Genomic DNA, 23448 nt, shown 5'->3' with positions numbered 1-23448 from the left:
GCGTCAGTTCGCCGTACGGAGGACTCGGAAGGCTCAGGCCTCCGGGGTACCGCCGAAGCGCTCGCGGTACGAGTCCAGGTCCTCTTCGGTGATCTTCGCGAAGAGCACGGGCGGCACCGTGAACGGCGTACCCGCCGGCACCGCGTCGAGCGAGGCGGCCTGCTCCGGGCTGATCCAGGTCGCCGTGTCGTCGGCGAGGTCGAAGGCGGAGCGCATGGCGCGCGCCGAGGCCGGGATGAAGGGCTCGGAGACCACCGAGTAGAGGTGGATGAGGTTCATCGCGGTGCGCAGCGTGAGGGCCGCGCCCTCGGGGTCGGTCTTGATCTCCAGCCAGGGGGCCTTCTCCTCCAGGTAGGAGTTTCCGGCGGACCACAGGGCGCGCAGGGCGGCGGCGGCCTTGCGGTACTGGAGGGTGTCCATGTGGCCCTCGTACTCGGCCAGCAGCTCGGCGATCTGCGTGCCCAGCTTGGCCTCGGCCTCGCCGGCCGCGTTGCCCGCGGGGACGTCGTCGCCGAAGCGCTTGCGCGAGAAGGAGAGCACGCGGTTGACGAAGTTGCCGAGGGTGTCGGCGAGGTCCTTGTTCACCGTGGCGGTGAAGTGCTCCCACGTGAAGGAGGAGTCGTCGGACTCGGGCGCGTTGGCGATGAGGAAGTAGCGCCAGTAGTCGGCCGGCAGGATCTCGAGGGCCTGGTCGGTGAAGACGCCGCGCTTCTGCGAGGTCGAGAACTTGCCGCCGTAGTACGTCAGCCAGTTGAAGGCCTTGACGTAGTCGACCATCTTCCAGGGCTCGCAGACGCCGAGTTCGGTGGCGGGGAACATCACCGTGTGGAACGGGACGTTGTCCTTGGCCATGAACTCGGTGTAGCGGACGTCCTCCGCCTCGTACCACCAGGACTTCCAGTCGCGGTGGTCCGGGTCGGCGTCCGACCACTCCTTGGTGGCGGCGATGTACTCGATCGGGGCGTCGAACCAGACGTAGAAGACCTTGCCGTCGGCGGCCAGTTCGGGCCACGTGTCGGCGGGGACGGGGACGCCCCAGTCGAGGTCACGCGTGATGGCGCGGTCGTGCAGGCCCTCGGTCAGCCACTTGCGGGCGATGGAGGAGGCCAGCTGCGGCCATTCGTCCTCGTGCTGCGCGACCCAGGCCTCGACCTCGTGCTGCAGCTTGGACTGCAGGAGGAAGAGGTGCTTGGTCTCGCGGACCTCCAGCTCGGTGGAGCCGGAGATGGCCGAGCGGGGCTCGATCAGGTCCGTGGGGTCCAGGACGCGGGTGCAGTTCTCGCACTGGTCGCCGCGGGCCTTGTCGTACCCGCAGTGCGGGCAGGTGCCCTCGACGTAGCGGTCCGGCAGGAAGCGGCCGTCGACCGGCGAGTAGACCTGCCGGATCGCGCGCTCCTCGATGAAGCCGTTCTCCTGGAGGCGCCGGGCGAAGTGCTGGGTGATCTCGGCGTTCTGGGCGGAGGAGCTGCGGCCGAAGTAGTCGAAGGACAGCTCGAAGCCGTCGTAGACCGCCTTCTGGGCGTCGTGTGCCTGCGCGCAGAACTCGGAGACCGAGATGCCGGCCGCCTTGGCGGCGAGCTCCGCGGGGGTGCCGTGCTCGTCGGTGGCGCAGATGTAGAGGACGTCGTGGCCGCGCTGGCGGAGGTACCGGGAGTACACGTCCGCCGGAAGCATCGACCCGACCATGTTGCCCAGGTGCTTGATCCCGTTGATGTAGGGAAGCGCGCTGGTGATCAGGTGTCGAGCCATCCTCGGATGCTCCATTTCATCTATGCCGGTACAGCGTGACGTTCGGTTCATCGTATCGAACCGCCGAAACGCCACGTGCCGTATTTCTGCGGGGTGGACGGTGGTGGCCGTAACGCAAAAGCGAGGGTGGTGACCTCTGCGTCACGGCCCTCGCGTTGCGGCCATGGTACAGCGGGGGACGGGGGCGCCGGACCGGAGTTCAGTCCCGGCCGCCCGCGCCTGCGTCGAGCGCGGTGATCGGTGCGCCGCCGGCCGGCCTGCCGGTCAGGGAGATCCCGGCGCCCTGCGGACCGGCCACGGGTACCGCCAGGGCGCGGCCGGCCGCCTCCGCCCGGACGGCGCCGGCCGCCGTGATGCCGGCGACTCGCGGCTGCCCGCCGCCAGCAGGTACCAGCGGCCGGCCGGCGACCGCCACCGGGTATCCGCGAGCAGGTGCCGGCCGAGGCGTCCGCACGCGGCGGTCGCGCGGGCCGGTGGCCCCGGTGGCGCCGGTGGCGCCGCGGCCCCCGCGCGGCAGGGCCCGCTGGACGCCTTGTGCGCCAGGAGCACCCGGGCGTGGCGGCCCGGGGAGACCGGGAGCGTCACGTAGGCGAGCCGCACGAGCTGGGGGTACTGCTCCACGGCGGTGATCGAGAATCGCCGTGTGGTGCCCACACTCTCCGACAAACGAGTGAATCGTGGGATGGTCCACGCTGTGCGCCCCCCACGGGGAGGGGAACGCGTGCACGAGAGGGCGGCCTCTGCGTTCGTGCTGGTAGAGCACCGAGGTGATCGGCTCCGTTCATTGATCGGTCATCACTGAACGCAATGCCTCCAGGTTCGCTCTCTGCGCCCCCCGGATGCGCCCGCGCTGATTTCCTTGCCCCGCACACGGGATGGGGTGGAGCGGTGAGCGATGGCAGCGGTCCGGAGGAGTCCGGTGGCGGAGCCGTGGGTCTGCCGAGCCGGCGACGGCGGCCGACGCCCATGAGCCAGTGGGATCCGCGCGCACGCCTGTCCTACTGGGCCTTCCACACCGACCGGCGCCCCTCCTACATGCGGTTCGCGTACCTGCAGCTGGGATCCGACGCGGCGGCCGAGGAAGCCGTCGACGCCGCCTTCGACTCGATCATGGGCGAGTGGCTGCGGATGCTGCACATGGACCGGCTCGACGCCTACGCGTGGACCGTGCTGAAGCAGCGGATCGCCCGCCGCCAGTACGTCCGCAGCCCCTGGCCGGAACCGATGGACACCAGTGCCTTCGAGGCCGCGCTCAAGGAGGACCACGCGGAGGCCGACCAGTTCGGGGTGCTCACCGACGCCATCCGCTTCTACTCCGCCGTGTCCCGCCTCGCCGAACGGCAGCGCGACACCGTGCTGTTGCGGTACGGCCTCGAGTGCACCCCCGGCGAGGCGGCCTCCATCATGGGCGTGGACGAGGCCACGGTCCGCTCCCAGCTCGGCCAGGCGCAGCGACGGCTCGCCGTACTGCTCGACACGTCCGCCGGGTCATGAGCCGCGACGCGGGTCGCGGCACCCGGCGCGAGGACGCCGGACTCCCCCGTTCCCTGGCGGAGTTCCTGACGCGCGCGCGCGTGCGCGACCGCTACCCGCACTACGACCTGGGCGCGGCGGAGGCGAGGCTGCTGCGCGGCGACGAGGGACGCGCCTACGGCCCGGACCCCTCCGCGCTGCCGGTCTCCGGGCGGCGCGGGACGTCCGGCCGGCGCCGGGGGCCGGGCTGGTGCGATCCCGCGCGGGACCTCCCGCTGGACGCGGAGCGGGCCAGGCTCGACCTCAAGGCCGCCTGCCTGGCCCGCGTGTGCGCGCCGGGGGCCGGGGAGCGGCTCGACGCGTTCGCGGACGACGGCCACGCCGACCTGCCCGGAGCCCTCGTCTTCGGCTGCCTGCTGCACCTGGCCGGGCTGCGCGAAGGTGCCCGGTTCTGGTGGCAGTTCGCCGCCGGCTCCGGATGCTCGCGCACCGTGCACGCCGCGTACTGCCTCTTCCTCGACCACTCCCGGCGCGGCGAACACCTCGACGCCCGTTTCTGGGCGCGGGAACTGGGCCGGCGCGGATTCCGGCCGGGCGGACCACGGGACCTGCGGGAGGTGCGGCTGTGCGCGCAGGCGGCCGTACTGCGCCACGTCGAACAGCTCGAGGATCCCGACCTGGGCCCGGTGCCCCTGCCCGCGCCCGGGGTGTCCGGGGTGCTGGACGTGTTCCGGCCGCCCTCGCCCGCTCCGGCGCGGCTGCCCGGACCGGGTACGGGCCCGCTGCGCCACCCCGCGCTGACGGCGGCGGCCCGGGAGACCTCCGTACAGCCCGGCGGGGGCGAGGCCCTGACGCTGGCGCGGCGCGCCCTGGCCGTCGTACGGGTCCTCGAGCGGCGGCCGCTCGGGGTGCGGGCCGGGCGGCTCGGGCGGGAGGCCGGGCTGGCCGAGGCGGAGCTGCGGCCGCTGCTGTCGATGCTGTGCGAGGAGGGGTACGCGTACCGGCCCGGCGTCGGGGTGTACGCCCGCGGACCGGCGCTCGACCGGGGCCTCGCGCGCCAGCTCCAGCGCACGCTGGCGCAGGCCAGGGACAGCGCGGGCGCGGCCGTGTACCTGAGCCGGTACGCGGAGGGCGAGGTCCGCATCACCCAGATGGCCGACGGGCCCGGCACCCCGCCCGTGCGGCAGTGGGTCGACCTCCGGGAGGCCGCGCACGCCAGCGCGGTGGGCAAATGCCTGCTCAGCCAGCTCGACCACGACGGCCGCGCCGATCACGTGGCCCGGCACCGGCCCGCCCGGCTCACGGACCGGACCATCACGGACAGCCGGGCCCTGTTCACGGTGCTCGACTCCGTGGCCCCGGGCGCGCCCGTCTTCGACCTGCGCGAGTACGCCCCCGGAGTGGTCTGCGCGGCGGTGCCCCTCACGCTCGGGGCAGCGGCCGGCAGCCTCGCGCTGTCGTTGCCCCGGGGGCAGGCGCACCGGCTGCGGCAGGCCACGGAGGCACTGCGCCGCAAGGCGGTGCCCGTGCTGCTGGCGCTGCTGCTGGCGGGGGCGATCCCGCCGGACGTCGCGGAGCCGGGTGACGCGGCGGAGGCGGATGGCGCCGCGGAAGCCTCGCGGACGCCCGGGGCGGACGGGACCTCCCGTACCTCCGGGGGCTCGGACGCCCCGGAGGCTTCGGGCGACCCGACCGCCGTACCGGGCCCGGCACAGGGGACGGTCACCCCGGAGACCCTGCGCCATCTGCGCAGGGTCTTCCGGACCCCGCTGCCCCGGTCCGCCGAGGAGCCCGACGGGCCGCACCTGGTCAGCGACAGCGCCTCGGAGGCGGCGTACCTCTTCGACGCGCCGCCGGACGGCGGGGTCCCGTGTCTGGCGCTCCCCCGGACCTTCGCCCCGCTGCTCCCCGGGATTCTGCGGACGGCCGACGGCCTGGTGGTGCTGCGCACCTGAACGGCGTCAGGGGGCGACGGTGCCGGGCGCGCCGGGGACGAAGGTGGCGACGGCGGTGTCGAAGTGGCGTTTGGCCTGGTCGAGTTCGCCGACGGGCGCGGAGACCCAGATGTCGTACATCCTGCCGTTCTCGTCCCAGCAGAGGTCGTAGGTGTGCCGCGCCCCCTCGGCGGGGCTGAACCCGTCCCAGGTGAACTCCCATAGCGCCCCCGGGAGTTCGTGGCGGCGCGTCGTGACGACCGTGCCGTCGTGGTAGCCGGGGTTGGTCTCCGGTCCGTTCGCGTGGGCTTGCCGCATCACTCCGAGCGGACCTCCGGGCACCGGCATCTTGACCCGGATTCCGATGCGGAAGGCGCCGTCCGGGGAGATGTAGAAGACCCGCTGGTCGTCGGTGGCCCGCTGGTACCCCTCGGGTACGGCGATGCCGAAGCCCTGCGGGTCGGCGAGGGCCCGGTACCCGGCCGGCGCGGCGCTCCCCGTCGCGCTCCCCGCAGGGGCGGCCGGGCTCGCGGGCGGGCTCGCGGGCTCGGACGCGCCGGGGGTACGGGGGGCGCCGGCCGCCGCGTCCGACGCCCGCCCCCCTGCCGGGTCCTCGCCGCCGAGCAGCGAGGCGCCGGCCAGCACCCCGGACGCGACCAGGACGAGGGCGGCGGCGATCAGTCCGGCGCGAAGGCCCGGCCCGGAGGCGACGAGCTGCCTGGCCGTCGGGCGCGGAGCCACGGCGGGAGCGGTCAACCCCTCCGAGCCCAGGGCCGGTCCGCGTCCGGAGGCGGCCGCGGAGGCGGCCGTGGACTTGCGCCATGCCACGGCGCCGGGGATCCGGTCGGCGGGCGCGAGGCTTCCCCCGGCCAGGTACGCCGACAGCAGGCGTTCGGCCTCGGGCGCCTTCATCCGGCGCTCCGGATCGCGCTCCAGCAGCCCCCTTACGACCGGGAGCAGCGGTCCGGCCTGAGCCGGCGGCCGGATCTCGCCGGAGACGACCGCGTGCAGGATCCCGCCCAGCGAATCGCGGCGGAAGGGCGATTCCCCGGTCAGCGCGGCGCACATCAGGGTGCCGAGCGACCACAGGTCGGAGGCCGGACCGGCCTCGGCGCCCTGCATCCGCTCGGGGGCGGTGTACTCGGGCGAGCCGACGAACGCGCCCGTCTCGCTGATGGTGGTGGCGCCGCTGAGCCGGGCGATGCCGAAGTCGGTGAGCACCACGCGGCCGGTGTCGGCCTCCATGAGGACATTGGCCGGTTTGACGTCCCGGTGGAGCACTCCCCGACCGTGCGCCGCGGTGAGGGCTCCGAGCAGGGCGAGGCCCGTCCTGGCCGCCTCGACGGGGGTGAGGGTCTTGCCGGCGCCGATCAGGTCGGCGAGCGAACCGCCGTCGACCAGTTCCATGACGATGCACGGCCGGCCCTCGTGTTCGACGACGTCGTGGACCACCACGACGTGGGGATGCCGTACGTGCGCCACGGCGCGCGCCTCGCGCAGGGCCCCGGCGGCGACGCCACCCTCGTCGCCTTCGCCGAGGTGGAGTTCCTTGACGGCGACCGGGCGTCCGAGGAGCTCGTCCGTCGCCCGCCAGACGGTGCCCATCCCGCCCCGGCCCACCCGTTCTTCCAGGCGGTAGCGCCCGGCCACCACGACGCTGCCGCGCGACTCGTCCTGTGACACCCGCGTTCCCCCTCACCCGGTACACGCCCATGATGCCGCAGCCGGGCGGGCCACAGGATCGCGGTGGCACCGGTCGTAGCTCGTCCGTGAGTTCCTCGGTCAGTTCCTCGGTCAGTTCCTCGAGGGCGTCGGCCTGGTCGGCTGGGCGCAAGCCCGTGGCGGTGGCGGCCGGGGCGGGCCCGCGACTGGCCCCGCTGCCGATCATGTGTTGGTCACGCGACCATCCCGGTACGGGCACTCACGTAGGGACGGAGCGCGCAAGCTTGCCGCTTCCGGAGCAGGCCGACTCGGCCTGTCGTCCCTGGTCTGACTCGGGGAATCTCTGGGCTGTCGGACGTGGTTGGTCACGCCACTGCCTGGAAAAGCAAAAAACCCCACATGAAGTGGGGTCTCAGCTGGTGTCCGAGGGGGGACTTGAACCCCCACGCCCGATAAAGGGCACTAGCACCTCAAGCTAGCGCGTCTGCCATTCCGCCACCCGGACCAGGTGGTCGGCCCCGGTTTCCCGCGGCGACATGGACAACAATAGCAAAGGTTCGGCGGGGTTCCGACCAGGTATTTCGGCCGGGCCGAGTTCGACGCGCCGCGCTGACCTGCGGGCATGTCCGGGAGGACGGAACCGCGGCACCGGGCGGGACGAAGCGTTTCGCGGATCGCCGACGTCGTCGACGCCCGCCCTCTCCGGCCGATGACCGCGCCCCGGCGCCTCCGGCGGAGCCGGTCGGCTCAGGCGGAGGCGCCGGGGCACGGGTCGGAGGCACGGGGGGCACCGACAGACCCCTCTACGGGCAGCGGATGACCTGGCCGGCGTAGGAGAGGTTGCCGCCGAAGCCGAAGAGGAGGACGGGCGCCCCGGAGGGGATCTCGCCGCGCTCGACCAGCTTGGACAGGGCCATCGGGATGGAGCCGGCCGAGGTGTTGCCGGAGTCGACGACGTCGCGGGCGACGACGGCGTTGACGGCGCCGATCTTGGCGGCGAGCGGCTCGATGATCCGCAGGTTGGCCTGGTGGAGGACGACCGCGGCCAGCTCCTCGGGGGTGACCCCGGCCTTCTCGCAGACCTTGCGGGCGAGCGGGGGGAGCTGGCTGGTGGTCCAGCGGTACACGGACTGACCCTCCTGTGCGAAGACCGGCGGCGAGCCCTCGATGCGGACGGCGTGGCCCATCTCGGGCACCGAGCCCCACAGGACCGGGCCGATGCCGGGCTCGTCGCAGGCCTCGACGACGGCCGCGCCGGCGCCGTCGCCGGTGAGGACGCAGGTGGTGCGGTCGGTCCAGTCGGTGATCGCGGTCATCTTGTCGGCGCCGATGACGAGCGCGCGGGTGGCGGCGCCGGCCCGGATCGCGTGGTCGGCGGTGGCCAGGGCGTGCGTGAAGCCCGAGCAGACGACGTTGAGGTCCATGACGGCCGGGTGGCCGCCCATGCCCAGCTTGGCCGCGACGCGGGCGGCCATGTTCGGGGAGCGGTCGATCGCGGTCGAGGTGGCGACGAGGACGAGGTCGATGTCGTCCGGGGTCAGGCCCGCGCTCGCGAGGGCCTTGCCCGCCGCCTGGTAGGCCAGCTCGTCGACCGGCTCCTCGGGGCCGGCGATGTGACGGGTCTTGATCCCGACGCGGGACCGGATCCACGCGTCGTTGGTGTCCACCATCGCCTCGAGGTCCTCGTTGGTGAGCACTCTCGCGGGCTGGTAGTGCCCTAGCGCCACCACGCGTGAACCGGTCATGGGCGGGGTCCCCCCTTGTAAGACAGTCAGGATGTTCCAGCTTTGCCTGCTACCGATGGGTACGGGGGCGCGTAACCCGACAGGATTCCGTGCCCGGAATTTGGAGCTTCCCGAGGATCTTCCAGCCGGGGACGGTGCCGGAAGCGGATCCGCGAGAATGGGTTCATCAGGAGCGGGACGAGGACAGAACGGGTGGGCTGATCACATGGGACGGGTCACCGAACGCCGTCGAGTCGTCCGGATCCGGAATGGCGCGGCGGGCACCCGGGCGGACACGCTGGTGGCCGAGGAGCCGCTGGAGATAAGGCTCAACGGCAAACCGCTGGCCGTCACGATGCGCACCCCGGGGGACGATTTCGCGCTGGCCGTGGGCTTCCTGGCCAGCGAGGGCGTGCTCGGCTCCGCGTCGGACGTGCGGGCCGTCACCTACTGCGAGGGCGCCGCCGAGGACGGGACGAACACCTACAACGTGGTGAACGTGCAGCTGGCCGCGGGGGTTCCGGTGCCGGACATCAAGCTGGAGCGGAACGTCTACACGACCTCGTCCTGTGGATTGTGCGGAAAGTCCAGCCTGGACGCGGTGCGTACGGCGACCCGGTTCCCGGGGCTCGCGGACGATCCCGTACGTGTGGGAGCGCGGGTCCTCGGTGAGATGCCGGACCGGCTGCGCGCGGGCCAGAAGGTCTTCGACCGCACGGGCGGGCTGCACGGCGCCGGGCTGTTCTCGGCGCGGGGCGAGCTCATCGACGTACGGGAGGACGTGGGCCGGCACAACGCGGTGGACAAGATCGTCGGCCGGGCGCTGCAGGCCGGTCTGCTGCCGCTGGCGGGCTCGGTGCTGCTGGTGTCGAGCCGGGCCTCCTTCGAGCTGGCGCAGAAGGCCGTGATGGCGGGGATCCCGGTGCTGGCGGCGGTCTCCGCGCCGTCCTCGCTCGCGGTGGACCTGGCGGTGGAGTCGGGGCTCACGCTGGTCGGCTTCCTGCGGGGCGGGAACATGAACATCTACGCGGGTGAGGAGCGCATCGACCTCTCGGCATGACCCGCGGCGGGGTCGGGGCGGGGCCGGTGCGCGGCGCCGCCCCCGCCGGGGATCACTTCTGGGCGACGGCCCCGGCTCCGATGTGCGCCGCGTCCGGCTCCGATGTGCCCGCCGTGCCGGCTCCGATGTGCGCCGCGTTCAGCTCCGATGTGCGCCGTGCCCGGCTCCGCCTCGGCGGTCCGGCCGGAGAAGGCGCCAGTTCGGCCGCTCTCACGCCTTTCGGCCCCGCGCTCCCTTCCCGCCGGCCCGGTCCCGGCGGGCCGCGGGCGGCTTCGGGGTCGGGGGGTCGATGCGGTGGAGGTCGAGGGCCGGCGGCACCGGGGTCGCGCCGGGGCCGCCGGACGCGGCCCAGGCGATGACCTCCTCGGTGGCGGTGTCGTCCAGGGCCCAGCCGAACCAGGCCGCGCGGGCGCCCCGGCGGCGGGCTTCGGTCGTGGGCTGGACGACGATGACGTTGGCCTGCGCGCACGGGCCGAGACAGTCGGTCGTACGGACGGCCAGGCGCCCGTCCGAGGCCGCGGCGGCCTCGCGCAGCCGGGCCAGCTGGCCCGCGTGGTCGGTGCCGGGGTTCTTGCGGGAATCGCCGCAGCAGCAGCCGCGGCAGACCACCAGGGTGCAGGGGCGCGGGGCAGTGGCGGAGAGCGGGCGTATCCAGGTCACCGCCGCACGTTACCGGGCCCGTGGGACCGGGTGTTGGGAGGTTCGGGAGACCTCCGCCACATGCCCGCCGGGGAGTTCGGCGCCGCCGGTGGCTTCGCCGGCCCCGGCCCTTGCCAGTTCGCCCCCTCCTTCGCCGGCTCGTTCACCGGCTCCGGCGGCTGCGGCGGCCTCGGTACCTCCGGTGGCTCCGGCGCCGCCGCCCGCCTCGGGGTCCCGCGCGCGGCGGCGGGCCAGGACCGCGCAGACCACCAGCTGCATCTGGTGGAAGAGCATCAGCGGCAGCACGGCGAGGCTCGCCTGCGGACCGAACAGCACGCTGGCCATGGGGAGTCCGGCGGCCAGGCTCTTCTTCGACCCCGCGAACTGAAGGGCGATCCGGTCCTCGCGGGTGAATCCGAGGCGCTTGGCCCCGTACCAGGTGACCAGGAGCATCACGGCGAGGACGGCCGCCTCGACCACCACCAGCGCGCCGAGCCGCGGGACGCTGACCCGGTGCCAGATCCCGGCGGCCATGCCCGCGCTGAAGGCCGCGTAGACGACGAGCAGGATCGAGCCGCGGTCCACGTAGCCGAGGACCTTCTTGTTGCGGACCAGGAAGCCGCCGGCCCAGGGGCGCGCCATCTGGCCGAGGACGAAGGGCAGGAGCAGTTGCAGGACGATCTTCAGCAGCGAGTCGAGGGAGACGCCGCCCGCGGTGCCGCCGAGCAGACCGGCGGCGAGGAGGGGGGTGAGGAAGATCCCGACGAGGCTGGAGAAGGAGCCGGCGCAGATCGCGGCGGGCACGTTGCCGCGGGCGATCGAGGTGAAGGCGATGGAGGACTGGATGGTCGAGGGGACCAGGCAGAGGAAGAGCAGGCCGCTGTGGAGCGGGGGCGTGAGGAGGGCGGGGACCAGGATGCGGGCGGCGAGGCCGAGGAGGGGGAAGAGGACGAACGTGCACGCGAGCACGGCGACGTGCAGCCGCCAGTGGCGCATGCCGTCGAGGGCCTCCCGGGTGGAGAGGCGGGCTCCGTAGAGGAAGAAGAGCAGGGCCACGGCTCCGGTGGAGGCGGCATGGGCCGCGGTGGCCGCCGCGCCGGTGGCGGGGAGCAGGGCGGCGAGGCCGACGGTGGCGAGCAGGCCCACGAGGAACGGGTCCAACGGGAGCCGGAGCCGGAGCCGGGCGGGAAGGGTCGGGCGGCGCATGGGGGTGTTCACGGTGCTCACTTGCCGGGGGTCGGGGTCGTCGTTCTCGCCCCTCCATCGTCAGGGGCGCACGGTGATCGGGAAACCCGTACACCGCATTGACTGCCATCACGGATCGCGATGACCCCGGCTAGGCTGGGAGCTGTGTACGACCCCGTCCAGCTGCGCACGTTCCTCACCGTCGCCCAGACCCTGAGCTTCACCCAGGCCGCGGCCCGGCTCGGCCTCGGGCAGTCCACGGTCAGCCAGCACGTGCGGCGCCTGGAGGACACCACCGGCCGGCCGCTCTTCCTCCGCGACACGCACAGCGTGGAGCTCACGGAGGACGGCGAGGCGCTGCTCGGCTTCGCCCGCTCGATCCTGGAGGCGCACGAGCGCGCGGCGGCCCACTTCACGGGGACGCGCATCCGGGGCCGGCTGCGGTTCGGGGCCTCGGAGGACTTCGTACTGACCCGGCTGCCGGAGATCCTCGAGGCGTTCCGGCACGAATACCCCGAGGTGGAGCTGGAGCTCTCGGTGGAGCTGTCGGGGATCCTGCACGAGCGGCTGGACGCGGGGCGGCTCGACCTCGTCCTCGCCAAGCGGCGCGGGGAGGGGGACGAGCGGGGCCGGCTGGTGTGGCGGGACCGGATGGTGTGGATCGGGGCGGAGGGCCTGCGGGTGGACCCGGACCGGCCCGTCCCGCTGATCCTCTTCCCCCCGCCGGGGATCACCCGGGCGCGGGCACTGGACGTGCTGCAGGCGGACGGACGGCCGTGGCGGATCGCCTGTACGAGCGGCAGCCTGAGCGGACTGATCGCGGCGGCGCGGGCGGGCCTGGGGGTGATGGCCCACACGCGGGGGCTGATCCCACCGGGGCTGGTCCGGGTGGGCGGGCTGCCCGACCTCGGCTCGGTGGAGTTCGCACTGCTCCAGGGCCTGCGCCCGACGCCGGCCTCGGACGCCCTGGCGGCCGCCGTCCTGGCGGGCGGTGACCGCCTGAGCAGGCCTGCGTGAGCCTGGGCAGGCCCGCTGCGGCCTGCTCGGGCCGGCTCGGGCCTGCTCGGGCCCCGCTGCGGCCTGCTCGGGACTGCTCGGGACTGCTCAGACGTGGGCCGGTCCCGGGCCCGGGGGCCCGGACCGGCGGGGAATCAGGACTTGTCCGGGTCGTGGTCGCCGTCGTGGCGGGGACGGGAAACGACCTCGAAGGAGGTGTCGGAGAACACGGAGCTGCCGGCGGGCAGGCAGTTCTCCTCGCGGACCGTTCCCAGGCCGTCGCAGTGCTCGGCGTCGAGGGTGATGAAGACCGTCGTGGTGTGCTCACCGACGCTCAGCGCCTTGAAGGGCGGCGAGATGAGCGCGGTGAACGGCAGCCCGTCGGGGCCCACGGATCCGGTGCGCAGGACCTGCTTCCTCTTGTAGGTGAAGCTCTTCTCCTGCGGCGTCCCGATGTCGTGCACGTAGGTCGCGCTGACGAACTTGTGGTCGAAGTCGTCGATCGGGTCGATGCGCAGCGGCTCGTAGCCCTCCGGGTAGACGGCGCTCGCGCCGTCCGCGGCGGTCACCCAGTCCGGGGCGCTCCTGACCCACTGCGCCTTCTCGAACGTCTCGCGGCAGGCGGGCGGGCCGATGATCCGCTGCTTGACGTGGTAGAGCGCGTTGAGGTCGTCGCCCTCCGGGTTGAGGCAGTGCGGTACGGGTCCTCCGTCCCCGGACCCGGCGGCGGACGCGGCGGGCGCGCCGCTTCCGAGCACGGCCGCGAGCAGGGAGGGTACGAGTACGGCGAGGGCACGTGATCGGTACACCGGGGACCAGCTTTCGACGTCGGGAAGGTCTCGGCCGACAGCGGACCACGCGGGGGAACGGGGGCGTCGGAGACATTCCGCGGGCCAGGGCCGGACGGCGGAGCGGATCACGCCCCGGGGTCCGGCGGCCGGGTGCGGTGGCCACGCGGCGGGTACTCGGCGGGCAGCCGGCAGGTAGGCGGCGGCCACACGGCAGGTGGGCGGCCCCACGCGGCCGGCACGCAGCGGGCGCACGCAGCGGCCGGGGCGGCCACGACCGGGCACGCCCCGACCAGGAGCACCGAACCCGTTCGGCCGGCCGGCCGGCCGGCCCGCGGCAACCGGTCGCCGCAGGTCCGCCGCGCGGGGGGATCTTGTGGAGGTTTCCCAAGGGCTCCCGGCCCGGCGGGACCGTGGGGTAGCGTCGCCGCGCTGCGCGGAGAGGAGCCGGGACTTGCACGAGATCACCGTCCCACCGGTCGTCACGGGCTCGCCCGTCGGCGGTCTGGCCGATGTCGTTTTCCTGCACGCCCGCGAGGATCCCGGCCGCGTCGTGCTCGGCCGCAAGACCGACGGGGTCTGGCACGATGTGACCTCTGCCGAACTGGCCGCAGAGGTAACCGAGTTGGCCAAGGGTCTGCTGGCGAACGGCATCCGCTTCGGTGACCGGGTCGCCATCATGTCCCGCACCCGGTACGAGTGGACCCTCTTCGACTTCGCCCTGTGGGCGATCGGCGCGCAGCCCGTCCCCGTCTATCCCACCTCCTCCGTGGAGCAGGTCCACTGGATCCTGTACGACTCCGAGTGCACCGCCTGCGTCGTCGAGGACGAGGACCAGGCCATGACCGTCGGGTCGGTCATCGAGCGGCTGCCGCGCCTGCGCCGGCTCTGGCAGCTGGATTCCGGGGCGGTGGACGGGCTCGTCGAGGACGGTCGCCAGGTCGCCGAGGACGTCGTGCACCGCCACCGGGGCGCCGTGACCCCCGATGCGACGGCCACCGTCATCTACACCTCCGGCACCACCGGCCGGCCCAAGGGGTGCGTGCTGACCCATGCGAACTTCATGTTCGAGGCCGACACGATGGCGACCCGCTGGGAGTCCGTCTTCCAGGCCGGGCCCGGCGAACAGCCCTCCACCCTGCTGTTCCTGCCGCTCGCGCACGTCTTCGGGCGGATGGTGGAGGTGGCGGCCGTCCGCTCCCGCGTGAAGCTCGGCCATCAGCCCGTCCTGGCGGCTGCCGAGCTGCTGCCGGACCTCGCCGCGTACCGGCCGACGTTCGTCCTCGGGGTCCCGTACGTCTTCGAGAAGGTCTTCGCCTCCGCCCGCCGCACGGCGGAGTCGCAGGGCCGGGCCGGCGCCTTCGACCGGGCGGTGGACGTGGCCGTCCGGTACGCGGAGGCCCGCGAGCAGAAGGCGTTCGGCGTCGGGGCCGGCCCCTCGGCGAAGCTGCGCATGGAGCACCAGCTGTTCGAGAAGCTCGTGTACGGGAAGGTCCGCGAGGCGATGGGAGGCCGGGTGCGGCACGCCATGTCGGGGGGTTCCGCGATGGCGCGCCGGCTCGGGCTGTTCTTCGACGGCGCCGGAATCACGGTGTTCGAGGGGTACGGCCTGACGGAGTCGTGCGCGGCGGCCACCGCGAACCCTCCCGGGGCCACGAAGTACGGCACGGTGGGCCTGCCGATCCCGGGCACTGCGGTGCACATCGCGCAGGACGGGGAGATCTGGCTGCACGGCGGCAACGTCTTCGCCGGGTACCTGAACGACCCGCGCTCCACGGACGCCGTACTGAGCGACGGCTGGCTGGCGACCGGGGACCTCGGGCGGCTCGACGACGACGGCTACCTGACGATCACCGGGCGCAAGAAGGAGATCCTCGTGACCTCCAACGGCAAGAGCGTCGCGCCGGCCGCCCTGGAGGAGCGGGTCCGTTCGCATCCGCTCGTCTCGCAGTGCGTGCTGGTGGGCAACGACCGGCCGTACGTCGCGGCCCTGCTCACCCTGGACACGGAGGGGGTGGCGCACTGGCTGGCGATGCGCGGGCGGCCGCAGATGCCGGCCGCGGAGCTGGCGCTCGATCCCGATCTGACGACGGAGGTCCGCCGGGCGGTGGTCGCCGCGAACACCCTCGTGTCGCAGGCCGAGTCGATCCGCGCGTTCCGCGTCCTGGCCGGCCAGTTCACGGAGGAGCGGGGGCTGCTGACGCCCTCGCTGAAGCTGAAGCGGCGGGCGATCGAGAAGGCCTATGCCGAGGAGGTCGAGGCCCTCTACCAGTCCTGACGGGCGCGAGCCGCGGCCGCGCCCGCGATCCCCACCGCCACCTGACGGATCGTCACTTTACTTGCGGTTGATATTGACGACGCGTCAGGTCGCGCACAGACTGCGGGGATTCCGACCGGAGGGGATCCACACATGTCGCGACCGATCCGCACCCTGGCCGCTGCGGCGGCGGCTCTCGCGCTCGTATCCGCCTGCAACTCCGCCTCCAACAGCTCCACCACCGACAAGCCGGGAGCACCCGGCAACTCCCGCGGGGTGAGCGCCGACTCGATCAAGGTCGGCGGCATCGTGTCGATGACCAGCGCCAGCGGCTACAGCAAGAAGGACACCGATCTCGGTGCGAAGGCCCGGTACATGAGAGCCAACGCCGAGGGCGGGGTCAACGGCCGCACGATCGACTACACCGGCGCCGAGGACGACGGCCAGGATCCCGCCAAGAACCTGGCGGCGGCGCGCAAACTCGTCCAGCAGGACAAGGTGTTCGCGGTCTCCCCCATGAGCTCGGTCACCTTCACCGGCTCCGACTTCCTGGAACAGGAGAAGGTCCCCACCTTCGGCTGGGGCACGCTCCCCTCCTTCTGCGGCCCCACGTACATCTACGGGTTCAACGGCTGCCTCGTCCCCACTCCCGGCGGAACCATCAACCAGACCTGGCCCGAGGGCATCGGCAAGGTCCTGGGCGGCGCCCAGGGCAAATCGGTGGCCATCATCGCCAATGACAGCGACGCCGGGAAGTTCGGCGTGCGCACCTTCCAGCAGGGCTTCACCAGCGCGGGGTTCAAGGTCGCCTACGCCAAGGCCTCGGTGCCCGGCACCGCCGTGCCGAGCGACTGGTCGGCGTACGTGAAGGAGATCCTCGAGAGCAACGACGGCAAGGCTCCGGACGCGGTCGTCTCGGTCATGCAGACCCCCAACAACATCGGGCTCTTCACGTCGCTCAAGCGCAGCGGGTACAAGGGGCTGCTCTCCGACCCGACCGACTACGACCCGGGCCTGCTCGCCAAGGACGCCACCAAGCAGGCCCTCGACGGCGTGCACGTCCTGCTGCAGTTCGAGCCGTTCGAGTCGGCGAACCCGAAGATGGCCCAGTTCAAGGCCGACATCAAGGCCGCCTCGGGCGGACAGGACCTGCCGCTCAGCATGCACATGATGACCGGCTACATGTCCGCCGACCTGTTCCTGTCCATCGCGCGGAAGGCCGGCAAGGACCTGACCGTCGAGTCCTTCCAGGCCGCCGCGCAGGGCTTCTCCGACACCGGCACGCTCGTCGGCGACCGCGCGGAGCCCAAGGGCCAGAAGGACAGCTTCGGCTGCGGAGCCCTCGTCCAGCTGAAGAACGGCGCGTACGAGGTCTCCGTACCGTTCACGTGCTACGAGCCCATCCCCTTCAAGTAGGGGACCGGGATCCACATGGGAGATCTGCTCGCCTTCGTCCTGAGCGGTCTGGTGTCCGGCGCCCTGTACGCGCTGCTCGCCACCGGCCTGGTGCTGTCGTACTCGGCGTCCGGACTGTTCAACTTCGCGCACGGAGCCACCGCCTACCTGTGCGCGCTCACTTTCTACGAACTGCACTCCGGGCTGGGCTGGCCGGCCGTCCCGGCGGCGCTGCTGGTGGTCCTCGTGCTGGCGCCCGGGCTCGGATGGGCGCTGGACCGGCTGATGTTCCGGCGGCTCGCGCGGGTCGGCGAGACGGCGCAGATCGTGGCCACCATCGGCCTGCTGGTGGCCCTTCCGGCGGCCGGACTGTGGGCGGTCGAACTGCTGACGGACGCGGGCGCCCCGCTCGCGCCGGCGGAGAACCAGTTCGGGCTGCCCGGGGTGGGCCCGAGTCCGGCGACGTCCTGGCAGCTCACCGCCGACGTGGGCATCGACTCCGACCAGCTGATCACCTGGCTGGCGACGGCCGTGGTGGCCGTGGCGCTGTGGGTGCTGATGCGGCACACCCGGCTGGGCCTGCGGCTGCGGGCCGCCGTCGACAACCGCTCGCTCACCGAGCTGCGCGGGATCGACGCCGACCGGCTGTCATCGGTGGCGTGGATGATCGCCTCGGGGCTGGCCGGGCTGGCGGGCGTCCTGGCGACCCCGCTGCTGGGGCTTTCGGCGCACGATTTCACGCTGTTCCTGTTCGTGTCGGCCACGGCGGCCGTGATCGGGCGGTTCGCCTCCGTACCGCTCGCGTTCGCGGGGGGACTGGGACTCGGCGTCCTGCAGAACCTGGTCGTCGGCTACGCCTCGTTCGCCGACTCCGTCACCGGTTTCAGGACGGCCGTACCGTTCCTGATCCTGTTCGGGGGCCTGCTCGTGCTCACCCGCAGGGCGCGGACCGCCGGGACCGCGGCCGTGGACGTCGCCTCCGTGGACCATCTGGCCGGGGCCCCGTGGGGGCGAAGGTGGGGGGTGTGGGCCTGCCTGGGCGTGGCCCTGGGCATCGCCTTCTACACCGTGACCACGCCGTTCTGGAGCGGGCTCCTCGCCCAGGGGCTGGCGCTGGCGCTGGTGTTCATGTCCTTCACCGTGGTGACCGGGCTCGGCGCGATGGTCTCGCTGGCTCAGGGCACCTTCGTGACCGGCGCCGCGCTGGTCGCCGGGCTGCTGATGAGCCGCGGATGGCCGTTCGTCCTGGCGCTGGCCGTCGGGACCTGCGTGGCCGCCCTGCTGGGGGCGCTGGTCGCGCTGCCCGCGCTGCGCCTCGGGGGGCGGTCCCTGGCCCTGGCGACCCTGGCGCTGGCCTTCCTCGCGGACCAGGTGCTCTTCCAGATGCGGTGGCTGCGCAACGGGGACTCGGGCTGGTCGGTCCCGCGGCCCGTGATCGGTCCGGTGGACCTCTCCGACGACCGCGCGCTCGGGGTGGCGCTGCTCGTCGTGGTCGCGGCGGTCGCGGCCGGGCTGAGCGCGCTGCGCAGCTCACCGTCGGGGCGGGCGATGCTCGCCGTACGGTCGGCTCCGGCCGCGGCGATGGCCTCCGGGGTGTCCGTGCTGCGGACGAAGCTGCTGCTGTTCACGCTGTCCGCGGGGCTGGCCGGGTTCGGGGGCGTGATGTACGCGTCGTACAACACCCGGATCACGGCGACGGACTTCACCGCGATGACGGGACTGGTGTGGCTGGCGGTGGTCGTGGCGGCGGGGGTCCGCCGCCCTCAGTACGCGGTGGTCGCGGGGCTGGTCTTCGCCGTGGCTCCGCGGGTCATGGCGGACTACGTGACGGCATCGGCGCACCTGCCGGTGATTCTGTTCGGACTGGCGGGGTTGGCCTTGGCCAACGATCCGGACGGTTATTGCGCGGCGGTGCCGGTGCGGTGGGCCCGGCGGCGGGCCGGTTCCCCGGCCGGGGGCGGGGTCACGGCCGGGGGCGAGGCCTCGGCCGGGGCCGTTCCCGCAGCCAGGGCCGGCGACGGAGTCGGGGTGGGTCCTGCGGGGCGTTCCCCCATCTCGCCCCTTCCCGGAACCGGGCTCGGCCCGGACCCTTCGGGGGCTCCGCCCGCGGACACCCGCTCCTCACACGCCGGAGGGGCTGAACTCCGTGCCGGGGTCTACGACCCCGCGGGGTCCGGGCCCGCATCCGCGCTGGAGCTGCGCGGCGTGACCGCCGGGTACGACGGCGGGCTCGTGCTGCACGGGGTGGACCTCCTGGTGCGCAAGGGGGAGATCCTGGCCGTGCTCGGGCCCAACGGGGCCGGGAAGAGCACCGCGTGCCGGGTGGCCGCCGGGCTCCTGCCCGTCGCGGCGGGCGGGGTCCACGTCGGCGGCCGCGATGCCACCCGCGACGGGGCCGTCCGGCGCTCCCGGGCCGGGGTGCTCCTGGCGCCCGAGGGACGGGGGATCTTCCCCGCGCTCAGCATCGAGGAGAACCTGGCGCTGTACCTGGGGGACCCGGCCGAGCGGGACGCCGTGTACGCGCGGTTCCCCCGGCTCCGCGAGCGGCGCTCCGTGGCCGCCGGTGCCCTGTCCGGCGGGGAACAGCAGCTGCTGGCCCTCGCACCCCTGCTGCAGCGCCCGCCCGGGGTGCTGATCGCGGACGAGCCCTCCCTCGGGCTCGCGCCGCGCGTGGTGGAAGAGGTGTACGGGCTGCTCACCGAGCTCCGCGACGCCGGCACCGCGCTGCTGCTGGTGGAGGAGAAGGCGGCCGGGATCCTCGGGATCGCCGACACCGTCGCCTACCTGTCCCAGGGCAGGGTCTCCTGGTGCGGCCCGCGCTCCGAGGTGGAGCCCGACCGGTTGACCGAGGCCTATCTGGGGATGGCGCCATGAGCGGGGACGAGTACGTGCTGCGGGCGGCCGGGGTCGGCGTCCGGTTCGGCGGGATCACGGCGCTGGCCGGCGTCGATCTCGGCGTCCGGGCCGGCGAGGTGTGCGGGCTGATCGGGCCGAACGGAGCGGGGAAGACCACCCTGTTCGACGTCCTGTCGGGGATCCGGCGGCCCGACCGGGGCCGGATGCTGCTGGACGGGGTGGACATCACCCGCCGTTCCCCCGTCTGGCGGGCCCGGCACGGGATGCGCCGGACGTTTCAGCGCCAGCAGTTGTTCGGGCAGCTCAGCGTCGCGGACAACGTCCTCGTCGCACAGGAGTGGCGGGGCGGTGGCGGCGGTCTCCTCGCCGACCTCGTCGCCTCGCCCGCCCGCCGTCGGCGGGAGCGGCAGCGGCGGGAGCGGACCTCGCGGGTGCTGGCCGACTGTGGGATCGGGGCGCTCGGAGCCTCGTACGCCGGTGCTCTGCCGGTGGGCCGGGCCCGGATGGTGGAGCTCGCGCGCGCGGTCGCCGATCCGCCCCGGGTGCTGCTGCTGGACGAGCCCGCCTCGGGCATGTCGGCGCCCGAGCGCGAGCAACTGGCGGCGGTCGTGCGGCGGCTCGCCGAGGAGGAGGGCTGCGCGGTGCTGCTGGTCGAGCACAACGTCGCCTTCGTGATGGGGCTGTGCAGCAGGGTGGTCGTCCTGGACCTGGGCAGCGTGCTCGCCGAGGGCACGCCCGCCGAGGTACGGGCCGACGCGCGGGTCCGCGAGGCCTATCTGGGGGCGTAGCCCCGCCGGAACGCCCTTCGGACGCCCACCGGGAATCGGGGGTTCCCCGCCGTGCCGCTCGCCCCCGCCCGACCCCCGGGGCCGCCTGTTCCCGCCGTCCGGAACACATCCGGACCGCGGGAATAGGCCAGGCGGGAGTCCGGTTGTCGCCGGTCGTACGCCCACCCGTACCGATGACGACGACAAGAGGGAACGACCCGACGTGAACCAGGTCCCCGGCACCAAGCTCAACAACGGCACGCTCATGCCCCAGCTCGGCTTCGGCGTCTGGCAGGTCCCCGACACCGAGGCGGAGCGGACCGTCGCGACCGCGCTGGAGGCGGGCTACCGCAGCATCGACACGGCGGCCGTCTACGGCAACGAGGCGGGCACCGGCAAGGCCCTCGCCGCCGCCGGGATCCCGCGCGGGGAACTGTTCGTCACCACCAAGCTGTGGAACGGCAGGTCCGAGACCTGGGGCCGCGACGGCGTGCTGCGCGAGTTCGACGCCTCGCTCGACAAGCTGGGCCTCGACGCCGTCGACCTGTACCTGATCCACTGGCCGCGCCCGATGCGCGACGACTTCGTCGCCATCTGGAAGACCTTCGAGGAGATCGCGGAGAGCGGCCGCGCCAAGGCCGTCGGCGTGTCGAACTTCCGCCCCGCCGACCTGGAGCGCCTCGGCGCCGAGAGCCCCCTGGTCCCGGCAGTGAACCAGATCGAGCTGCACCCGCTCCTCCCCCAGGCGGAGCTGCGGGCCGTGCACGCCCGCCTCGGCATCGCCACCGAGGCCTGGTCCCCGCTCGGCCAGGGCAAGGAGCTCCTCACCCTGCCCGCCGTCACGGCGGTCGCCGACAAGCACGGCCGCTCGGCCGCGCAGGTGGTGCTGCGCTGGCACCTGCAGCTCGGGAACGTCGTGATCCCCAAGTCGGTGACCCCGGCGCGGATCCGGGAGAACCTGGACGTCTTCGGCTTCGAGCTGGACGCCGCGGACATCGCCGCGCTGGACTCGCTGGGTGCCGGTTCGGCGGGCCGCCGGATCGGTCCCGACCCCGCCGCGTTCGACGCCTGAGCCCCGCGATGGCCGGAGCGACCGGGAGGACCGCGCCCGAAGGCGTGTACCGGGTCCGCAACGTCGCCACCGGGCTGCTGCTCCGGGTCGAGGGCGGCAGCCGGGTGCGGGTCGGGCCGGACGGCGGCCCCGACGCCGGACCGGAGCCGGCCCGGCAGTGGGAGATCACGCCCGTCCACAGCGGCGGCGGGATCTTCCATCTCGTCAGCGTCCACAACGGCAGGCGGCTGGACGTCGCGAACGCGTCGACGGAGAGCGGTACCCGGGTCCAGGTGTGGAGGGCGAACGCCTTCGGGGCGCAGGAGTGGGTCGTCGAGGAGCACCTCGACGACCCCGGTGTCGTCTCGCTGATCGCCTCCATCAGCGGCCTGCCGCTGGAGGCGGACGCCGAGGGCCAGGCACGGCAGGCGGAGGACACCGACTCGCCTTCGCAGTGGTGGCGCCTGGAGCGGGTCTGAGCCAGACCGTTGCCCCTGCCCCGACGGCAGCGGGCCGATGGCCGCGGCCCGGCGGCGCCGCGGTCGGCTTCGCCGGTCGGGCCCCGCGTCCGCAGGCGCGGGCGCCCCTGGCGTCGCCCTGCCGGGAGGGCCCGCGGCCGTCAGCCGCGCACGAAGCCGTGCAGCCGGTACGCCGGTTCCCCGCGCGGGACGTCCTGCCCCGGCAGCAGCCCGAGCCGGTCCGCGAGCTCGCGCGGGGTGATCCGTGCGCCGGTGAGGTGAGGGGCGAGCAGCGCGTCGATGTCGCTGCCCACGTCGTGCGCGTCGTCCTTGTCGACGGTGGTGAGGAACACCCCGCCGGGGCGCAGCGCCCGCCCCACCTCGGCGATCAGCGCGGCCACCGTGCCCGGCCGCCGCAGCAGGTGCAGCAGCCAGATCGCGCTGACCGCGTCGAGCGAGCCGGTGCGGACCGGGAGCCGGGTCCCGGAGCCGAGGACCACCGGCACGCCCCGGGAGCGCGCCATGGCGGCCATCCCGGACGAGACGTCCGCGCCGAGGACGCGCGTCCCTGGACGGCCGGCGGCGATGCGCGCGGTGGCGATGCCGGTGCCGCAGCCGAGGTCGAGCAGGGTGGCCGCAGCCGCGGGAAGCAGGCCGAGGACCGCCGCGGCGGCGGCCTCGGCGCGCGGGGCGCCGCCGCGCGAGGCGTCGTAGTCGTCCGCCTCGGCGTCGTAGTCGGGCAAGGCCGTCGGTCCGGCCGTCAGGCGGCGCCGTGGGCGGGGGCGAGGGATTCGACGCGCTCGGCCAGGGTGAAGTCGGCGTCGGTGACGGAGTCCCCCGCGTCGTGCGTGTTCACGGACACCCGGACGGTGTGGTAGCCGAGGGTGAGGTCGGAGTGGTGGTTCAGCTCCTCCTGCACCGTGGCGATGTGGACGACGAGGGCGCTCGCCGCGAAGTGGCTGCCCAGCCGGTAGGTGCGGACGATCCGGTCGTCCTCGAAGGACCAGCCGGGGAGTTCCCGCAACCGGTCCTCGATCTCCTTCTGCGAAAGCGGCTCTCTCGACACCCGCAGGCTCCTTCCCCGTACGCGCGGACCCGCGTCCGCGTGTGAGCACGACTGCCCGATTTACCTGACGTGGAGTCAAGGTTCCCACAGCGGGCGCCGAGGGGAAGGTTTCGCGCCATAGTGCGTGCGGGTACTTCCGCGCCTTCCGTGACCCCCGTGGCGCCCCTATGCTCCTGCGCCGGACGTGACTGTTACCGGCGGTAAGACCGTCGGGTACCGAGGGGACATCTTCGTGACGCGCACAGGGAACTCCAGGCGCACGTTCATCGCGGGGGCCGCGGCCACCGCGGGCGCCGGCGGCCTGGCGGGAGCCGGGCGCCCGGCCCGCGGAACTGTTCACGGCCCGGTACTGGGCCGACGTCGTCGCCGAGGCGGAGGCCGGGCTGCT

The 23448-nt window shown here is 73.6% G+C and carries 18 protein-coding genes, 1 tRNA gene and 2 pseudogenes; 11 read left to right on the top strand and 10 right to left on the bottom strand.

The window, feature by feature from the left end:
- Positions 1 to 33 precede the first annotated feature (33 nt).
- On the bottom strand, positions 34 to 1749 hold the full coding sequence (gene metG, locus ABZY44_RS20635) for a methionine--tRNA ligase (RefSeq protein ID WP_356655797.1): 1716 nt from the start codon (positions 1747 to 1749) through the stop codon (positions 34 to 36).
- 199 nt (positions 1750 to 1948) lie between these two features.
- A complete protein-coding gene (locus ABZY44_RS20630) occupies positions 1949 to 2164 on the bottom strand; it encodes a hypothetical protein (RefSeq protein ID WP_356655795.1) in 216 nt (71 codons plus the stop codon).
- A 473-nt stretch (positions 2165 to 2637) separates the two neighbouring features.
- Here ABZY44_RS20630 and ABZY44_RS20625 point away from each other — a divergent pair, with 473 nt between their 5' ends.
- Positions 2638 to 3243: a sigma factor-like helix-turn-helix DNA-binding protein gene (locus tag ABZY44_RS20625; RefSeq protein ID WP_356655793.1), complete on the top strand. Its 606-nt coding sequence runs from the start codon at positions 2638 to 2640 to the stop codon at positions 3241 to 3243.
- An 848-nt stretch (positions 3244 to 4091) separates the two neighbouring features.
- Positions 4092 to 4769: pseudogene (locus ABZY44_RS20620) on the top strand (IclR family transcriptional regulator C-terminal domain-containing protein); the annotation flags it as partial.
- 414 nt (positions 4770 to 5183) lie between these two features.
- Here ABZY44_RS20620 and ABZY44_RS20615 read toward each other — a convergent pair.
- The 3 genes from ABZY44_RS20615 to ABZY44_RS20605 form a co-directional block, all read right to left on the bottom strand.
- Entirely contained in the window at positions 5184 to 6839 is a 1656-nt protein-coding gene (locus tag ABZY44_RS20615) for a serine/threonine-protein kinase (RefSeq protein WP_356655791.1), read from the bottom strand.
- A gap of 396 nt (positions 6840 to 7235) precedes the next feature.
- Positions 7236 to 7323 (bottom strand) — tRNA-Leu (locus tag ABZY44_RS20610).
- A 298-nt stretch (positions 7324 to 7621) separates the two neighbouring features.
- Positions 7622 to 8563, bottom strand: a complete 942-nt coding sequence (locus ABZY44_RS20605) for a beta-ketoacyl-ACP synthase III (protein WP_356655789.1) — start codon at positions 8561 to 8563, stop codon at positions 7622 to 7624.
- Positions 8564 to 8768: 205 nt separating this feature from the next.
- Between ABZY44_RS20605 and fdhD the strand changes: the two genes are divergently transcribed.
- On the top strand, positions 8769 to 9602 hold the full coding sequence (fdhD, locus tag ABZY44_RS20600) for a formate dehydrogenase accessory sulfurtransferase FdhD (protein ID WP_356655787.1): 834 nt from the start codon (positions 8769 to 8771) through the stop codon (positions 9600 to 9602).
- A gap of 210 nt (positions 9603 to 9812) precedes the next feature.
- Here fdhD and ABZY44_RS20595 read toward each other — a convergent pair whose 3' ends face one another.
- Together ABZY44_RS20595 and ABZY44_RS20590 are read right to left on the bottom strand one after the other, a co-directional pair.
- A complete protein-coding gene (locus tag ABZY44_RS20595; protein ID WP_356655785.1) occupies positions 9813 to 10262 on the bottom strand; it encodes a (2Fe-2S) ferredoxin domain-containing protein in 450 nt (149 codons plus the stop codon).
- A gap of 9 nt (positions 10263 to 10271) precedes the next feature.
- A complete protein-coding gene (locus ABZY44_RS20590) occupies positions 10272 to 11447 on the bottom strand; it encodes a bile acid:sodium symporter family protein (protein WP_356655870.1) in 1176 nt (391 codons plus the stop codon).
- Positions 11448 to 11591: 144 nt separating this feature from the next.
- On the opposite strand from ABZY44_RS20590, the gene ABZY44_RS20585 reads away from it, so the two are divergent.
- Entirely contained in the window at positions 11592 to 12443 is an 852-nt protein-coding gene (locus ABZY44_RS20585; protein ID WP_356655783.1) for a LysR substrate-binding domain-containing protein, read from the top strand.
- A gap of 134 nt (positions 12444 to 12577) precedes the next feature.
- Here the strand turns inward: ABZY44_RS20585 and ABZY44_RS20580 are convergent, their stop codons facing one another.
- The gene (locus ABZY44_RS20580; protein WP_356655781.1) at positions 12578 to 13231 is read right to left on the bottom strand and encodes a hypothetical protein; all 654 of its coding nucleotides are present in this window, start codon (positions 13229 to 13231) and stop codon (positions 12578 to 12580) included.
- A gap of 433 nt (positions 13232 to 13664) precedes the next feature.
- Between ABZY44_RS20580 and ABZY44_RS20575 the strand changes: the two genes are divergently transcribed.
- The 6 genes from ABZY44_RS20575 (at position 13665) to ABZY44_RS20550 (ending at position 22015) form a co-directional block, all read left to right on the top strand.
- Positions 13665 to 15488: a long-chain fatty acid--CoA ligase gene (locus ABZY44_RS20575; protein ID WP_356655779.1), complete on the top strand. Its 1824-nt coding sequence runs from the start codon at positions 13665 to 13667 to the stop codon at positions 15486 to 15488.
- Positions 15489 to 15620: 132 nt separating this feature from the next.
- Entirely contained in the window at positions 15621 to 16883 is a 1263-nt protein-coding gene (locus tag ABZY44_RS20570; protein WP_356655777.1) for an ABC transporter substrate-binding protein, read from the top strand.
- 15 nt (positions 16884 to 16898) lie between these two features.
- Positions 16899 to 19736, top strand: a complete 2838-nt coding sequence (locus ABZY44_RS20565) for an ATP-binding cassette domain-containing protein (protein ID WP_356655775.1) — start codon at positions 16899 to 16901, stop codon at positions 19734 to 19736.
- Positions 19733 to 20506, top strand: a complete 774-nt coding sequence (locus tag ABZY44_RS20560) for an ABC transporter ATP-binding protein (RefSeq protein WP_356655773.1) — start codon at positions 19733 to 19735, stop codon at positions 20504 to 20506. The genes ABZY44_RS20565 and ABZY44_RS20560 overlap by 4 nt, the downstream gene beginning before the upstream one ends.
- A 202-nt stretch (positions 20507 to 20708) precedes the next feature.
- Positions 20709 to 21557, top strand: coding sequence for an aldo/keto reductase (locus tag ABZY44_RS20555; protein ID WP_356655771.1), 849 nt, complete (start codon positions 20709 to 20711; stop codon positions 21555 to 21557).
- 8 nt (positions 21558 to 21565) lie between these two features.
- Positions 21566 to 22015 (top strand): RICIN domain-containing protein, encoded by a 450-nt coding sequence (locus ABZY44_RS20550; RefSeq protein ID WP_356655769.1) that lies wholly within the window; start codon positions 21566 to 21568, stop codon positions 22013 to 22015.
- 140 nt (positions 22016 to 22155) lie between these two features.
- Here ABZY44_RS20550 and ABZY44_RS20545 read toward each other — a convergent pair whose 3' ends face one another.
- Both ABZY44_RS20545 and ABZY44_RS20540 read right to left on the bottom strand, forming a co-directional pair.
- Complete coding sequence (locus tag ABZY44_RS20545; RefSeq protein ID WP_356655767.1) at positions 22156 to 22737, bottom strand: class I SAM-dependent methyltransferase; 582 nt, start codon at positions 22735 to 22737, stop codon at positions 22156 to 22158.
- A gap of 17 nt (positions 22738 to 22754) precedes the next feature.
- The gene (locus ABZY44_RS20540) at positions 22755 to 23060 is read right to left on the bottom strand and encodes a 4a-hydroxytetrahydrobiopterin dehydratase (RefSeq protein WP_356655765.1); all 306 of its coding nucleotides are present in this window, start codon (positions 23058 to 23060) and stop codon (positions 22755 to 22757) included.
- Positions 23061 to 23244: 184 nt separating this feature from the next.
- Between ABZY44_RS20540 and ABZY44_RS20535 the strand changes: the two are divergent.
- Positions 23245 to 23352: pseudogene (locus ABZY44_RS20535) on the top strand (hypothetical protein); the annotation flags it as partial.
- Positions 23353 to 23448 lie beyond the last annotated feature (96 nt).

This window comes from Streptomyces sp. NPDC006544 (genome assembly GCF_040611715.1).
Classification (GTDB): domain Bacteria; phylum Actinomycetota; class Actinomycetes; order Streptomycetales; family Streptomycetaceae; genus Streptomyces.
The sequence above is the reverse complement of the archived record's forward strand: the minus strand, read 5'-3'. Positions and strand labels throughout refer to the sequence as shown.